Source organism: Mycolicibacter sp. MU0102, from assembly GCF_963378105.1.
Taxonomy (GTDB): domain Bacteria; phylum Actinomycetota; class Actinomycetes; order Mycobacteriales; family Mycobacteriaceae; genus Mycobacterium; species Mycobacterium holstebronense.
On the sequence record NZ_OY726398.1, the window covers coordinates 4214014 to 4228733 of the forward strand.

General features: G+C 67.7%; 16 protein-coding genes. 3 read left to right on the plus strand and 13 right to left on the minus strand.

Translation table 11 applies throughout. From position 1 onward, the window contains the following. Positions 1 to 14: 14 nt before the first annotated feature. Genes mhuD through RCP37_RS19850 form a run of 3 tightly spaced genes read left to right on the plus strand, consistent with a single transcriptional unit; the run spans position 15 to position 2353 of the window. Positions 15 to 332, plus strand: coding sequence for a mycobilin-forming heme oxygenase MhuD (mhuD, locus tag RCP37_RS19840; protein ID WP_024442369.1), 318 nt, complete (start codon positions 15 to 17; stop codon positions 330 to 332). 4 nt (positions 333 to 336) lie between these two features. Beyond that, entirely contained in the window at positions 337 to 1683 is a 1347-nt protein-coding gene (locus tag RCP37_RS19845) for a serine hydrolase (RefSeq protein WP_373693063.1), read from the plus strand. Positions 1684 to 1699: 16 nt separating this feature from the next. After that, positions 1700 to 2353: a dihydrofolate reductase family protein gene (locus RCP37_RS19850; protein WP_308484670.1), complete on the plus strand. Its 654-nt coding sequence runs from the start codon at positions 1700 to 1702 to the stop codon at positions 2351 to 2353. Positions 2354 to 2418: 65 nt separating this feature from the next. Here the strand turns inward: RCP37_RS19850 and clpC1 are convergent, their stop codons facing one another. From clpC1 to folE, 13 genes are all read right to left on the minus strand, one after another. Next, on the minus strand, positions 2419 to 4938 hold the full coding sequence (gene clpC1 / locus RCP37_RS19855; RefSeq protein ID WP_308484671.1) for an ATP-dependent protease ATP-binding subunit ClpC: 2520 nt from the start codon (positions 4936 to 4938) through the stop codon (positions 2419 to 2421). Positions 4939 to 5234: 296 nt separating this feature from the next. Then, positions 5235 to 5570, minus strand: coding sequence for a histone-like nucleoid-structuring protein Lsr2 (gene lsr2 / locus RCP37_RS19860; RefSeq protein WP_024442366.1), 336 nt, complete (start codon positions 5568 to 5570; stop codon positions 5235 to 5237). 115 nt (positions 5571 to 5685) lie between these two features. Beyond that, the gene (lysS, locus tag RCP37_RS19865) at positions 5686 to 7209 is read right to left on the minus strand and encodes a lysine--tRNA ligase (protein WP_308484672.1); all 1524 of its coding nucleotides are present in this window, start codon (positions 7207 to 7209) and stop codon (positions 5686 to 5688) included. Between the two features lie 51 nt (positions 7210 to 7260). After that, positions 7261 to 8073 carry a type III pantothenate kinase gene (locus RCP37_RS19870; protein WP_065040518.1) on the minus strand — a complete coding sequence of 271 codons (813 nt, stop codon included), beginning with the start codon at positions 8071 to 8073 and terminating at the stop codon, positions 7261 to 7263. A gap of 2 nt (positions 8074 to 8075) precedes the next feature. Beyond that, positions 8076 to 8492, minus strand: a complete 417-nt coding sequence (gene panD, locus RCP37_RS19875; protein WP_308484673.1) for an aspartate 1-decarboxylase — start codon at positions 8490 to 8492, stop codon at positions 8076 to 8078. Then, on the minus strand, positions 8492 to 9427 hold the full coding sequence (panC, locus tag RCP37_RS19880; protein WP_308484674.1) for a pantoate--beta-alanine ligase: 936 nt from the start codon (positions 9425 to 9427) through the stop codon (positions 8492 to 8494). The genes panD and panC overlap by 1 nt, the downstream gene beginning before the upstream one ends. Further along, positions 9424 to 10326 carry a Rossmann-like and DUF2520 domain-containing protein gene (locus RCP37_RS19885; protein ID WP_308484675.1) on the minus strand — a complete coding sequence of 301 codons (903 nt, stop codon included), beginning with the start codon at positions 10324 to 10326 and terminating at the stop codon, positions 9424 to 9426. Before RCP37_RS19885 ends, panC begins: the two co-directional genes overlap by 4 nt. 128 nt (positions 10327 to 10454) lie before the next feature. After that, a complete protein-coding gene (locus tag RCP37_RS19890) occupies positions 10455 to 11819 on the minus strand; it encodes a DUF6779 domain-containing protein (protein WP_308484676.1) in 1365 nt (454 codons plus the stop codon). A 105-nt stretch (positions 11820 to 11924) separates the two neighbouring features. Next, positions 11925 to 12410: a DUF3180 domain-containing protein gene (locus RCP37_RS19895; RefSeq protein WP_308484677.1), complete on the minus strand. Its 486-nt coding sequence runs from the start codon at positions 12408 to 12410 to the stop codon at positions 11925 to 11927. Continuing rightward, positions 12410 to 12928, minus strand: a complete 519-nt coding sequence (folK, locus tag RCP37_RS19900) for a 2-amino-4-hydroxy-6-hydroxymethyldihydropteridine diphosphokinase (protein ID WP_308484678.1) — start codon at positions 12926 to 12928, stop codon at positions 12410 to 12412. The genes RCP37_RS19895 and folK overlap by 1 nt, the downstream gene beginning before the upstream one ends. Further along, positions 12925 to 13314 carry a dihydroneopterin aldolase gene (folB, locus tag RCP37_RS19905; protein WP_065040511.1) on the minus strand — a complete coding sequence of 130 codons (390 nt, stop codon included), beginning with the start codon at positions 13312 to 13314 and terminating at the stop codon, positions 12925 to 12927. The genes folK and folB overlap by 4 nt, the downstream gene beginning before the upstream one ends. Beyond that, positions 13307 to 14143: a dihydropteroate synthase gene (gene folP, locus RCP37_RS19910; protein WP_308484679.1), complete on the minus strand. Its 837-nt coding sequence runs from the start codon at positions 14141 to 14143 to the stop codon at positions 13307 to 13309. Before folP ends, folB begins: the two co-directional genes overlap by 8 nt. Then, positions 14140 to 14718 (minus strand): GTP cyclohydrolase I FolE, encoded by a 579-nt coding sequence (gene folE, locus RCP37_RS19915; RefSeq protein ID WP_308487165.1) that lies wholly within the window; start codon positions 14716 to 14718, stop codon positions 14140 to 14142. The genes folP and folE overlap by 4 nt, the downstream gene beginning before the upstream one ends. Between the last annotated feature and the right edge of the window lie 2 nt (positions 14719 to 14720).

The following is a 14720-nucleotide window of genomic DNA, read 5'->3' on the forward strand; positions in this document are numbered from 1 at the left end:
GGTAGCCTAGGCCCATGTCAGTGGTGAAGATCAATGCAATCGAGGTGCCCGCCGACGCCGGGCCCGAACTGGAGAAACGGTTCGCAAATCGGGCGCACGCTGTGGAGAACCAGCCCGGTTTTCTTGGCTTCCAGCTGCTGCGCCCCGTCAAGGGCGACGACCGCTACTTCGTGGTGACGCACTGGGAGTCCGACGAAGCGTTCCAGGCGTGGGCACAGGGGCCCGCCGTCGAAGCTCACGCCGGACAGCGGGCCAAGCCGGTGGCGACCGGAGCATCGTTGCTGGAGTTCGAGGTCGTGCTTGACGTCGCCGGAACCGCCGCACAGGCCTAGCCCCGTGCGGCGCCACCTGGCGACATGGACGACCGCTCTGACCCTGGTCGCCCTCGCTGCCGGGGCAGCCGCCGGCTGCGCCCCTTCACCTGCATCGCCCGCCGATGCCGGGTCCGACAGCGGCGTGACGATTTCGACCAAGACTCCGCCGGGTCTGCGCGCCAAGCAGACCATGGACATGCTGAACTCCGATTGGCCGATCGGTCCGATCGGGGTGGCGACCCTGGCCGCACCGGACAAGGTCGAGCAGGTGGTCACGACCATGGAATCGCTGTGGTGGGACAGGCCGTTTCACCTCGACAGCGTCGACATCCGGGCCGGCGCGGCAACCCTGCACCTGACCACCTCCTACGGTGCGCGCCAAGACATCAGGCTCCGCACCGACGACAACGGGATGGTGGACCTGTTCAAACCGACCACCGAGGCACCGACCATCGGCTCCTGGCACGACCTCGATGCGGTGCTGAACAAGACCGGTGCGCGGTACTCCTACCAGGCGTCGCGGATCGAAGGCGGCGTCTGTAAGCCGGTCGCCGGTGCCAACACCGCCCAATCCCTGCCGCTGGCATCGATTTTCAAGTTGTATGTGCTGCTGGCGGTGGCCAACGAGGTCAAGGCCGGGACGGTGTCGTGGGACGACCCGCTGACCATCACTGGCCGGGCCAAAGCGGTCGGCTCGTCCGGCTTGGAGGAGCTGCCCGACGGCGCCCATGTGTCGGTGCGCAGGGCCGCCGAGAAGATGATCGCCACCAGCGACAACATGGCGACCGATCTGCTCATCGGCCGGGTAGGCGCCCGCGCGGTCGAGCATGCACTGGCCGCGGCCGGTCACCACGACCCGGCCAGCATGACGCCGTTTCCCACCATGTACGAACTGTTCTCGGTGGGTTGGGGCAAGCCCGATCTGCGCGAGCAGTGGCAGCACGGTTCACCGCAGGAGCGGGCAAAGCTGCTGCAGCAGGCCGATTCCCGGCCCTATGAGCCCGATCCGATCCGTGCGCATATCCCGGCGTCCGCCTATGGCGCCGAGTGGTACGGCAGCGCGGAGGACATCTGCCGGGTACATGTCGCACTGCAGGCCGCTGCGGTGGGTAAGGCTGCACCGGTGCGGGAGATCCTGTCCGCGGTGCGTGGCATCGATCTGCCGCGTACCGACTGGCCCTACATCGGTGCCAAAGCCGGCGGTCTGCCCGGCGACCTGACCTTCAGCTGGTACGCCGTGGACCGGGGCGGTCAGCCGTGGGTGGTCAGCTTCCAGCTCAATTGGCCGCGTGATCACGGTAAGAGCGTCGGCAGTTGGATGCTGCAGGTCGCCAAGCAGGCGTTCGGCCTGCTGCCGACGCAGCGCTAGCCCAGGAAGGGATTCCATGCGACCACTGGTCCGGGTGCAGAACTTCAGCGTCTCCAGCGACGGGTACGGCGCCGGGGAAGGGCAAAGCCACGAGCGTCCGTTCGGTCATGCCGATCCGGCGGAATTCATGTCCTGGGCAGGAGCCACCGCGCACTGGGTCAACCGGACCGATCCCGGCGGCAGCTTCGGACTCGATGACTACATCACCCGCGACTGGGCCTACAACATCGGCGCAGAGATCATGGGGCGCAACAAATTCGGTCCGCAGCGCGGCCCGTGGGAGAACTACGACTGGCAGGGATGGTGGGGCGATGAGCCTCCGTTCCGCACCCCGGTGTTCGTCCTCACCCACCATGCGCGACCGTCATTCACCTTGGGCGACACCACCTTCCATTTTCTCGATGCCTCCCCCCAGGACGCACTGGCGCGGGCGTTGGCTGCCTCTGAGGGCAAAGACGTGCGCATCGGCGGCGGCGTTGCGACGGTTCGGGAGTTCCTCGACGCCGATCTCATCGACACGATGCACGTCGCGGTCGCACCGGTCGAGCTCGGCCGCGGGGAAAGATTGTGGACGAGCCCCGAAGAGCTAGTCGACCGTTTCCATCTTGAGCAGATCCCAAGCCCCAGCGGGATGGTGCACCACTTCTTCTGGCGGCGAGGCCTGCGCTGACAGACCTGTTGAACGCGAAACGGGCGGCACCTCGCAAGGTGCCGCCCGTTTCGCGTCAGTAGCAGTTACTCCGCGCCGGCCTTAGCCAGATCGGATGCCTCCGCCGTCGGCTTCGGGCTACCGGCAAAGGTGAACACCGCGTTCTCGTGTGCACCCTCGCCGTCCCAGTTCTCGACGTCGACAGTGACCAGTTGGCCAGCACCCAGCTCATCGAACAGGATCTTCTCCGAGAGCTGGTCTTCGATCTCGCGCTGGATGGTGCGTCGCAGCGGACGCGCACCCAACACCGGGTCGAAGCCGCGCTTGGCCAGCAGTGACTTGGCCTTGTCGGTCAGCGCGATGTCCATGTCCTTGGCCTTGAGCTGCTTGGCCACCCGGCCGATCATCAGATCGACCATCTCGATGATCTCTTCCTTGGTGAGCTGGTGGAAGACGATGATGTCATCGATGCGGTTCAGGAACTCCGGGCGGAAGTGCTTCTTGAGCTCGTCGTTGACCTTGAGCTTCATCCGCTCGTAGTTGTTCTCCCCGCCACCCTGGGTGAAGCCCAGTCCGACCGCCTTGGAGATGTCGGAGGTGCCCAGGTTGGAGGTGAAGATCAACACGCAGTTCTTGAAGTCCACCGTGCGGCCCTGCCCGTCGGTGAGCCGGCCGTCCTCGAGAACCTGCAACAGGCTGTTGTAGATCTCGGCGTGGGCCTTCTCGATCTCGTCGAACAACACCACCGAGAACGGCTTGCGCCGCACCTTCTCGGTCAGCTGACCGCCCTCTTCGTAGCCGACGTAGCCCGGAGGGGCACCGAACAGCCGCGACGCGGTGAACCGGTCGTGGAACTCGCCCATGTCGATCTGGATGAGCGCGTCGTCGTCGCCGAACAGGAACTCGGCCAGCGCCTTGGACAGCTCGGTCTTACCGACACCAGACGGGCCGGCGAAGATGAACGAGCCCGACGGCCGCTTGGGGTCCTTCAGCCCGGCACGGGTACGCCGGATCGCCTTGCTGACCGCCTTGACGGCGTCCTCCTGGCCGATGATCCGCTTGTGCAGCTCGTCTTCCATCCGCAGCAGGCGGGTGGTCTCGGCCTCGGTGAGCTTGAACACCGGGATACCGGTCCAGTTGCCCAACACCTCGGCGATCTGTTCGTCGTCGACCTCGGCCACGACATCCAGATCCCCGGAGCGCCACTGCTTTTCCCGCTCGGCGCGCTGCGCGACGAGTTGCTTCTCCCGATCCCGCAGGCTGGCCGCCTTCTCGAAGTCCTGCGCGTCGATCGCGGACTCCTTCTCCCGGCGCGCGTCGGCGATCTTCTCGTCGAACTCACGCAGGTCCGGCGGCGCGGTCATCCGGCGGATTCGCATCCGGGCACCGGCCTCATCGATCAGGTCGATCGCCTTGTCCGGCAGGAACCGGTCGTTGATGTAGCGGTCGGCCAGGGTGGCTGCCGCCACGATCGCCGAGTCGCTGATCGAGACCCGGTGGTGGGCCTCGTAACGGTCCCGCAGACCCTTGAGGATCTCGATGGTGTGCTCGACAGTGGGCTCACCAACCTGCACCGGCTGGAACCGGCGCTCCAGTGCGGCGTCCTTCTCGATGTACTTGCGGTACTCGTCGAGGGTTGTGGCGCCGATGGTCTGCAGTTCACCGCGAGCCAGCTTCGGCTTGAGGATCGAGGCCGCGTCGATCGCGCCCTCGGCCGCACCGGCACCGACCAGGGTGTGCAACTCGTCGATGAACAAGATGATGTCGCCGCGAGTGTTGATCTCCTTGAGCACCTTCTTCAGGCGCTCCTCGAAGTCACCGCGGTAACGGCTGCCGGCCACCAGCGAACCCAGGTCCAGGGTGTAGAGCTGCTTGTCCTTCAGCGTCTCCGGGACCTCACCGGCCACGATGGCCTGCGCCAGACCTTCGACCACAGCGGTCTTGCCGACGCCGGGCTCACCGATCAGCACCGGGTTGTTCTTGGTGCGCCGGCTCAGCACCTGCATGACCCGCTCGATTTCCTTCTCGCGGCCGATGACGGGGTCGAGCTTGCCCTCCATGGCGGCCGCGGTCAGGTTGCGACCGAACTGGTCGAGCACCAGCGAGGTGGACGGTGAGCCGGACTCGCCGCCCCGTCCCCCGGTGCCGGCCTCCGCGGTCTCCTTGCCCTGGTAGCCACTCAGCAGCTGAATCACCTGCTGGCGGACCCGGGTCAGGTCAGCGCCCAGCTTCACCAGAACCTGGGCGGCGACGCCCTCACCCTCACGGATCAGGCCGAGCAGAATGTGCTCGGTGCCGATGTAGTTGTGGCCGAGCTGCAGCGCCTCACGCAGGCTCAGCTCAAGCACCTTCTTGGCGCGCGGGGTGAACGGGATGTGCCCGGACGGCGCCTGCTGGCCCTGGCCGATGATCTCCTCGACCTGGCTGCGCACCCCTTCCAAAGAGATGCCCAGGGACTCCAGCGACTTGGCGGCGACGCCTTCACCCTCGTGGATCAGGCCCAGCAGGATGTGCTCGGTCCCGATGTAGTTGTGGTTGAGCATCCGGGCCTCTTCTTGGGCCAGGACGACAACCCTGCGGGCGCGGTCGGTAAATCTCTCGAACATCGGTGGCTACCTGCTCTCCCTCGCGATCGGCACTTGATCGGCCTCGGCTCGGCCGGCGTGCCTGCTGTCCACTCTAGTGGGCGGCGCAGCGCGCTGTGACCTGCCTTGCAGTGCGTACTGAATCGACCATCCGATGGCCCGTCTCGAAAGACCTGACACCGGATGCAAGGGACCAACGTCTAAACCCACCGAATGTGTTCCGACGGGCGCAAGGTTCGCCAGCAGCGAAACCTATCGGGTCCACGCGACGGTCCCAGGTTCGCCGATCCTGCGTCGAAGCCTCGCTGAACCGCCGGCTAGGTTGCGGCGTGAAATGCGTCGATGATGTCGGCCGGGATACGCCCGCGGGTCGACACATTGTGCCCGTTACGGCGGGCCCATTCGCGGATCGCGGCGCTCTGCTCGCGGTCGATGGTTCCACGGCGACCGCCACCGGAGCGGCCACGCCGGCGGCCTCCGACCCGACGGCCCGCATCGGCCCACTTCTTCAGTTCTGCGCGCAGTTTCGTAGCATTCTTGCTTGAAAGGTCGATCTCGTAGGTCACCCCGTCCAGGCCGAATTCGACCGTTTCGTCGGCGGCACCCTCACCATCGAAATCATCGATCAAGGTGACGGTCACTTTTTTCGCCATTGGTACCCCTTGGTTAGCTTTCGTGCGCGCAATCGGTGCGCAAGCCGTATTCGACCTCGCCGACTAATCTGCCATAAAGATACGCCTGCTTCAACACAACAGGCTTCGGCGCAGTTCAGTTACCTTGGCGACGAACAATCGGAAACAAAACGGTGTCTCTAATTGATAGACCCGTCAACACCATCAACAGGCGGTCGATACCCATTCCGGTACCTGTGCAGGGCGGCATCGCGTGTTCCATCGCCGCCAGGAAGTCCTCGTCGAGGGCCATCGCCTCGTCATCTCCGGCGGCCGCTGCGAGGGCCTGGGCAGCGAAACGTTCGCGCTGCACCACCGGGTCAATGAGCTCGGAATAGCCGGTGGCCAGTTCGACACCGCGCATATAGAGGTCCCACTTCTCGGTGACACCCTCGATGCTGCGGTGCTGGCGAGTCAGCGGCGTCGTCTCGACCGGGAAATCCCGAACGAATGTCGGGGCACTCAGTGCATGGCCGACAGCGTGTTCCCAGAGTTCCTCGACCAGTTTGCCGTGTCCATAGCCGCGATCTTTAGGTATTTCCACGCCGAGTCGATCCGCGATCGCCCACAGGTCGGCCACCGAGGTCGCGGGGGTGATCTCCTCACCGAGTGCGGACGACAGTGATGGATACATTTCAACCGTCGCCCATTCACCGTCAATGTCATAGATGCTGCCGTCGGGCAGCGGCAGTTGACGGGTCCCGATCACCTCATCGGCGACCTCTTGAATAATCTCGCGGGTAGCCACTGCCGAGTCGTCATAGGTGCCGTAGGCCTGGTAGGTCTCCAGCATCGAAAACTCGGGCGAATGCGTGGAATCGGCGCCTTCATTCCGGAACACACGATTCAGTTCGAAGACCCGGTCGAACCCACCGACAACGCAGCGTTTCAGGAAAAGTTCTGGTGCGATTCTCAGGAAAAGGTCCGCGTCGAGGGCGTTTGAATGGGTGACGAAAGGCCGGGCGGCCGCTCCGCCGGCCAATGTCTGCAGCATCGGCGTTTCGACCTCAAGGAATCCGCGACGCTCAAGCGCGTTGCGCACCGCGCGAATGACCGCGATGCGCTGGCGGGCCACTGTACGCGCCTCCGGCCGGACGATCAGGTCGACGTAGCGCTGCCGAACCCGCGACTCCTCGCTCATCTCCTTGTGCGCCACCGGCAGCGGGCGCAACGACTTGGAGGCGATCTGCCAGGAATCCGCCAGCACCGACAACTCGCCGCGGCGGGAGCTGATCACTTCGCCGCGCACGTAGACGATGTCACCGAGGTCGACGTCGGCCTTCCACGCCTCGAGCTCCTGCTCCCCGACACTGGCGAGGCTGATCATCACTTGAAGCTGGGTGCCGTCGCCCTCCTGCAGGGTCGCGAAGCACAGCTTGCCCGAGTTGCGGGCGAATACCACTCGCCCCGCGATGCCGACGACGTCGCCGGTGGCGGTGTCGGCGGCCAGGTCGGGGTAACCGGCCCGGATCTGGGCGAGCGTGTGGGTACGGTCCACCGCCACGGGGTAGGGGTCGCGGCCTTCGGCCAGCAACCGAGCCCGCTTGTCGCGGCGGATCCGGAACTGCTCGGGGAGGTCGGATTCGTCCTGCGTGGCGGGGGAAACGTCGGCGGAGCTCACGACCCGCCAGCTTAGAGGAACAGGGGCTACAGAACGAAAAGCCGGCGGCGCTCAGCGCGCCGGACGGAGCCTGCCCCGCTGGCTGTCCCGGTTGCGTTCGAACACCAGCCGCAGTCCGTCCAGCGTCAGATTGGCGTCGTGATGGTCGACCGTCTCCAGATCGGCCAGCAACAGCGGCGCGGAGTGGCCTGTGGCGACCACGGTCACGTCGTCCCCGGCGCCCGCGGCCTCCTCGCGAACCCGGCGAACCAGACCGTCGACCAGGCCGGCGAACCCGTAGACCGCGCCGGCCTGCATGCATTCGACGGTGTTCTTACCGATCACCGAGCGCGGCCGGGTGAGCTCGACCCGGCGCAGGCCGGCGGAGCGGGCAGCGGCGGCGTCCGAGGAGATCTGGACGCCGGGCGCGATGGCACCGCCCAGGAACTCCCCCTTGGCCGAAACCACGTCGACGCAGATCGACGAACCGAAGTCGACGACGATCGCTGCCGTCTTGAACTTGTGAAACGCGGCCAACCCGTTGACGATCCGGTCGGCGCCCACTTCCTTGGGGTTGTCCACCAGCAGCGGGATCCCGGTGCGCACCCCGGGCTCGATCAATACGGCGGGGACCGAGGGCCAGTACTGGTCGAGCATCAGCCGAACTTCGTGCAGCACCGACGGGACGGTGGACAGCGCGGCGGCGCCGGTGAGTTGTTCGCCGTCGTCGCCGATGAGTCCATCCAGCGTCAGCGCCAGCTCGTCGGCGGTGATCTCCGCCTCGGTCCGAATCCGCCACTGCTGCACAACGTTTCCGTTGTCACCGGAACCGGAGATCAGACCGATGACGGTGTGGGTGTTGCGGACGTCAATCGCCAGCAGCACGGTTAGTGCACGCTTCTGGGCGAGAGCAGATCCGAAACGTCGTCGGGAACGAAGGCCGGGTCGTCACCGAGGTCCACCTGCTTGTTCTCGGCGTCGACGAACACGATCCGCGGCCGGTAGCGACGGGCCTCGGCGTCTTCCATGGTGCCGTAGGCGATCAGGATGACCAGGTCGCCGGGGTGCACCAGATGCGCTGCCGCACCGTTGATTCCGATGACACCGCTGCCCCGCTCGCCGGTGATGGCGTAGGTGACCAGTCGGGCACCGTTGTCGATGTCGACGATCGTGACCTGCTCGCCCTCGAGCAGGTCAGCAGCGTCCATCAGGTCGGCGTCGATGGTCACCGAGCCGACATAGTGCAGGTCAGCATGAGTGACCGTGGCACGGTGAATCTTCGACTTGAGCATCGTCCGAAACATCAATTCCTCCGGGTTTGTGCGGCTAACGCCACATCGGCGTCGATGGGAATTCCGAGCGTGATCGCCGCATTGTCGAGCAGTCGGGTCGAGCCGACCCGGGCGGCGATCAGCAGGCGTCCGGCTCCTTCGGCGGGTGCCGGGCCGAGGTCGACGCCTCGAACCTCCAGGTAGTCGACGTCGACGGCAGGTACCGCGGACAACACCGCGGCGGCGGCATCCAGGGCCGCTTGCGCACCGGCCGCGGCCGCGCGCTCGCCGGCAGCCAGGGCGGCCGACAGAGCCGTCGCGGCTTCGCGCTGCGCGGGGTCGAGGTAGCGATTGCGCGAGGACAGCGCCAGGCCGTCGGACTCGCGCACGGTGGGAACTCCCACCACCGTCACATCGAGGTTGAGGTCGGTGACCATCTGGCGCACCAACACCAACTGTTGATAGTCCTTCTCCCCCAAGAACACCCGGTCGGGGTTGACGATCGACAGCAGTTTGCAGACCACGGTGAGCATGCCGGCGAAGTGGGTCGGGCGCGCGGCCCCTTCGAGTTCGGCTCCCAGCGGTCCCGGATGTACGGCGGTGCGCGGGCCGTTCGGATACATGGCAGCGGCAGTCGGCGTGAAAACCAGGTCGACCCCCGCGGCACGCAGCGCAGCCAAGTCGTCGTCCAGGGTGCGCGGGTAGGCGTCGAGGTCCTCTCCGGCGCCGAACTGCAGCGGGTTGACGAAGATCGACACCGCCACCACCGAACCGGGCACCCGTTGCGCCGCGCGAACCAGCGACAGGTGACCCTCATGCAGGGCGCCCATGGTCGGCACCAGCACCACCCGGCGGCCGGTCGACCGCAGGGCCCGGCTGACTCGGGCGACATCGTCCGGGCGCTCATAGACGTTGAGCCCGCCGGCGGTGAAGGTGGGCTGCGGGCCCCGGACCGTATTCGAGCTCATCGAGCCAGCACCTCCAGCACGTCGTCGGCGGCACCGGCGCGGTGCGCCGTGCGCAGGGCGTTGGTGCGATAAGCCTCGGCCAGGTCGGGGTCCACGGCGGCCAGCGCCCGCAGGTGCCGGGCCACGGTGGCCGAGTCGCCGCGGGCCACCGGACCGGTCAGTGCGGCCCGGCCGTCACGCAGGGTGTTGGCCAGCGCGGCGCGCACCAGCGGTCCGAGCACCCGCTCGGCGATTCCGTCGGGGTCATCGGCCACGGTCGAGCCGAGCCGCCCCGGCAATGCCGCCCGCAACGCGGCCAGCGCGTCGTCGATGACGGTGACCACGTGGTTTCCGCCGTGGCACAGTGCGGCGTGGTAGAGGGTGCGGGCGGATTCCTCGACGCGGAACGGCTCAGCGCCGATCTCGAGCGTCAGTGCCTCTGCGATGGCGAAGCCGATCTCGTCGGCAGCGGTGATACCGAAACAGCTCTCGGACAACCGGTCGATGTCCTCGTCCGAGCCGGTGAAGGTCATCGCGGGATGAATGGCCAGCGGCAGGCAGCCCTGCTCGGTCAGCGGCGCAAGCACGCTGATCCCGGTGGCCCCGGAGGTGTGGACGACGATAGTGCCGGCGCGCACTGCCCCCGTAGCGGCCAGACCGGCCACGATGCCGGCCAGTTCGGTGTCGGGGACGGCGAGCAGCAGCAGTTCCGCGTCCGCGGCGACATCGGGTACCGGCAGGATCAGGCTGTCGGACAGCCGGCGCGCAGCGCGCTGCCGCGACTCCTCGGAGATGGCACTGCACGCCACCACGACATGCTCGGCGCGCTCCAGCGCAACACCGAGTGCGGTGCCGACGCGGCCGGCCGAGATGACGCCGACCTTGAGCCGGGCGGGCCGCAGTCCGTCGAACTGCGCCATGCAGACGACCTCACAGGTTCTCGTGGTTTTCGTTCCAGTCCCGCGCTGCGGGTACCGGACGGTCGCCGGTGAGTCTATCCCGATCGGTCCGGGCGCTGCGAGTGACGTTGGTCGCAGTTGAGCGGGGATCAGTCCTCGCGGCGGCGGTGCCGGCGGCCTTCGGTCGAGGCGGGCTGCAGCCGGGCCAGCAAGTCAGCCACCGACTGGCCGCCAGTGCTGGGGCCGTCAGCGCTCCCATCGGCGCCGGCCGAGTGCCGGGACGCGGCCGCACTGACGTGGGCGGGAGCCGCCGGCTCGGCCACCTGCGGCTCAACGACTACCGGCGGTGCCGGGTTGACCGGAGTCGGCTGGACTTGCTCGCCGGCAGGCTCCGCCGCGTGCCGAGAGCGCGCCCGACGACGACCGCCTCCCTCGTGGCGTGCGGCTTCGGCGCCGTTCACCGGACCGGCGGCGGATTCGGCCGAGCCGGAGTGGCGACCGTGGCGGCTCGGCGTTTCGGTGCTCTGCTCGGGCACGCCGTGCCGTCCGGCTTCCGCCGGAACATCCGCGGACCAGTGGCTGCCGGGAGCGCCCGGGGGCAGCCATTCCCCTTCGGCGCCAACGGGTTTCCAGGACGGGGCCGGCGCTGCGGACCGAGGAGGCGCAGGCTGCGGGGCCGGTGGCGGCTGCGGCGGCTCCGGCTCGCGGCGGGGTTCGGGCGCGACGAAGGGCTGCGGCGGCTGGGCCCAGCGGGTGGCGGCCGGTTGTGCCGGCGGGGTCTCCTCGGGGATCCGGGGTGATTCGTCGGCGCTACGGCGATGCGAACCGCGGCGGCCCTCGACGTGCTGCGCCTGCGGTTTCTGCGGAGTCTGGGGCGGGGGGCTCCCGGCGGCCGGGATCCGCACCTCCGGAACGTCGATGATCGGGTTCTCCGCGGTCGCGGTGACCGAGTCCGGCGGGTAGCTCGTGGTGGCCGCCGACGCGACCCGGGTGGCACCGGTGTGGGGTTGCTCAGCGGAGCGCGCCCAGTCGCTGTAGGCACGGACCGGGGTGCGCTCAGGCTCGAGGGCCGGTCGGTGACTCAGGTCGGCGTCGAAGAGAATCTCCAGGTTGGTGCGCAGCGCGGACAGCTCGGCGCGCAACGCGGCGACCTCGTCGGCGGCCTGTGCCCGCAGTTCGGAGGCCAGTTCGCGGCGCAGCTGGGACTCCACCGTCAGCTCGTATTCGCGCCGCGCGGAAATCTCCCGGTCCAGTTGTAGGTCGTAGACCAACTTCAGGTCTCGGGCGCGGGCCTGGTCCACATCGCTTTGCCGCCGGTAGATCACCGAGACGAACGCCGCCGCGACTGCGGCCCACAGCGCGATGATGACGGCGAGTTTGAGCAGCTCCACCCGACTGGTGAACACCAGCGCCGAACTCGCGGCGATCGCGAGGATCAGCAACGCCGTCATCAATGTCCAGCCCGGCCTGCGAACTCCACGCCGACCCGGGGCGCGGGACAGGACCGAATTCATCTGCGCCGCTCCACCTCGTCGCTCTGTCGGGTACCGCTGCTGGCGCGCATTGCCCGACTGTACCTGTACGAGGTCAATCCGCGTGTCGCCCCACTCCGGCGATTCTTACCCGGGTTGGTTTCCGGTCAGCTCGGCGGACGGGCCCGGATCGTGCGGCGACTTGCAGCGGTTCTGCAGCCACAGCGCGGCGATGAGCAGAGCCAGCGCGCTGGCCGCGGCGACCACGGCGCCGCCGGTGTCCTGGGCCGCAACCTGCAGCGTGGACCGGCGTGGCAGCAGATAGCCGAGCACACCCAGCCAGAAGCCGAGCACCAGCGCCCCCATCCAGGCCGATGCCTTGGCGACCACCACGGTGCGAGCCACCGCGAGCGGATGCAGCCGGCCGGACCCGACGCCGATCTGGCCATCGTCGATCTTCACGCCGACGTAGCGACCCCAGGCGCCCTCGGCAATCGCGGCCGCCAGCAGCGATATCCCGGTCCACACGGTGATGGGCGGAAACCATCGGTACAGCAGCGGGACCGCCAAGCAGCTGATGATGGCGACCGCGACTGCCGCGGCGGCCACGTCACGCTTGCGAGTCGGGCCCATCAGAGCTGCAGCACCAGGTCGGTCAGCGAGACCCCGGCACGCTCCGCCGGGTCCAGTTCGTCGAGCAGATCCGTCACCGCGCGCGGCCGGCTGTCTACGGTCAGTCGTGCCTGCGGCTCGACCGACAGCCAGGGCACCAGTACGAATGCACGCAGATGGGCCCGGGGATGGGGCAATGTCAGCTCGTCGTCGTCGGACAGCACCTCCATCCCGTGCGGATCGCGGCAGCTGATCACGTCGACATCCAGGGTTCGCGGCCCCCAGCGCTGCGTGCGCACTCGCTCAGCCGCCTGCTCCAGTTCGTGCGCGCGGCGCAGCCAGACTTCTCCGTCGGCGGCCGGATCGTCGACGATCAGCACCGCATTGAGGAACGGGCCCTGTTCGACGCCGCCCCACGCCTGCGTCTCGTACACCCCCGATACCGCGCGCACCGCGGGACTCAGGCCATCAACTGCCGACTGCAGCAGGGCCAGTCGGTCACCCAGGTTGGACCCAATGGAAAGCACGGCGCGACTCATGCCGGGACCACCTTGCCGCGCCGGTCGGTGCGCGAGCGCCGGGCCACCACCGCAACGTCGGCGAAGGTGAGCGGGATCGGGGCGTGTGGCTTGTGCAGCGTCACCTCCACGGCCTGCACCCGCGCGTCGCCCATCACCTCCTCGGCGATCTCGGCGGCGACGGTCTCGATGAGATCGCGAGCCGGGCCCGCGACGATATCCGCGGCACGCTGAGCGAGCTGTCCGTAGTCGTAGGTGTCGGCCAAGTTGTCGCTGGCCGCCGCAGCGGCGAGGTCCATCCAGACCGTGATGTCGACGATGAAGTCCTGACCGTCGGCACGCTCGTGCGCGAACACACCGTGGTTGCCGCGAACCTTCAAGCCGCGCAACTCGATCCGATCAGTCATCGCTTGCGCCTCCTTGATTCCAGGCTTCCAGGACTCGTAGCGCGTCGACCGAGGCCCGCACGTCGTGCACCCGCACACCCCAGGCGCCGTGCAGCGCGGACAACGCCGATATCACCGCGGTGGCCGTTTCGCGCTCGTCGGGCGGCCGCGGCGTGCCGTCCTCGCTCGCCAGCAGCGTACCGAGAAAACGCTTGCGTGACGCGCCGACCAGCACCGGCAGGCCGAGGTCGACCAATCGTGGCAACCCATGCAGCAGGGCCCAATTGTGTTGCGCGGTCTTGGCGAAGCCCAGACCGGGATCGACGATCAATTGCGCCGGGTCCACGCCGGCGGCCACCGCCGCGTCGACGGCGGAGAGCAGATCCCGACGAACCTCGGCGGCGATGTCGCCGTAGCACGGCACCCGATGCGGATTGTCGGGATCGACCGGCCGCCAATGCATCAGCACCCAGCGGGCACCCGAAGAGGCCAACAGCGGAGCCATGGCGGGGTCCGCCGCTCCCCCGGACACGTCGTTGACGATCGCGGCGCCGGCGTTCAGTGCCGCTTCAGCGACGGCGGCGTTCATCGTGTCGATACTGACCGTAATACCGTGGTCAGCCAGTTCTTTGACGACCGGAACCACTCGCTGCGCTTCGGCTCGCGGGTCGGTGCGCACCGCGCCGGGCCGGGTCGATTCGCCCCCCACGTCGATGATCGCCGCACCCTGGCCCGCTAGCGCTCGGCCGTGCTCAACGGCGCGATCGACGTTGAGGTAGCGCCCGCCGTCGGAGAACGAATCGGCGGTGACGTTGACCACCCCGACGACCAGCACGCGTGTCTGGCTCACTTGCGCCGAATGAGTTCCAGGGCCTCAGCGCGCGACGTGCTGTCGGTTTTGAACTGCCCGCGGACCGCCGAAGTGGTGGTGATCGCACCGGGTTTGCGCACTCCGCGCATCGCCATGCAGAGGTGCTCGGCCTCGACCACCACGATGACTCCGCGCGGATTGAGTTTGCGCATCAGGGCGTCGGCGACCTGTGCGGTCAACCGCTCCTGTACCTGCGGCCGCTTCGCGTAGAGGTCCACCACCCGCGCCAGCTTGGACAGACCGGTGATCCGGCCGTCGTAGCCGGGGATGTAGCCGACGTGCGCGACACCGTGAAAGGACACCAGGTGGTGCTCACAGGTCGAGTAGAGCGGGATCTCCTTGACGATCACCAGCTCTTCGTGCTGCTCGTCAAAGGTGGTCTCCAGCACCGCATCCGGGTCGGTGTAGAGCCCGGCGAACATCTCCTGATAGGCCCGCGCCACCCGAGCCGGGGTGTCGAGCAGACCTGGGCGGTCGGGGTCTTCGCCCACCGCGAACAGCAGCTCGCGCACGGCGGCCTCAGCCCGCGCCTGATCGAAAATTGTCGACGTCATCG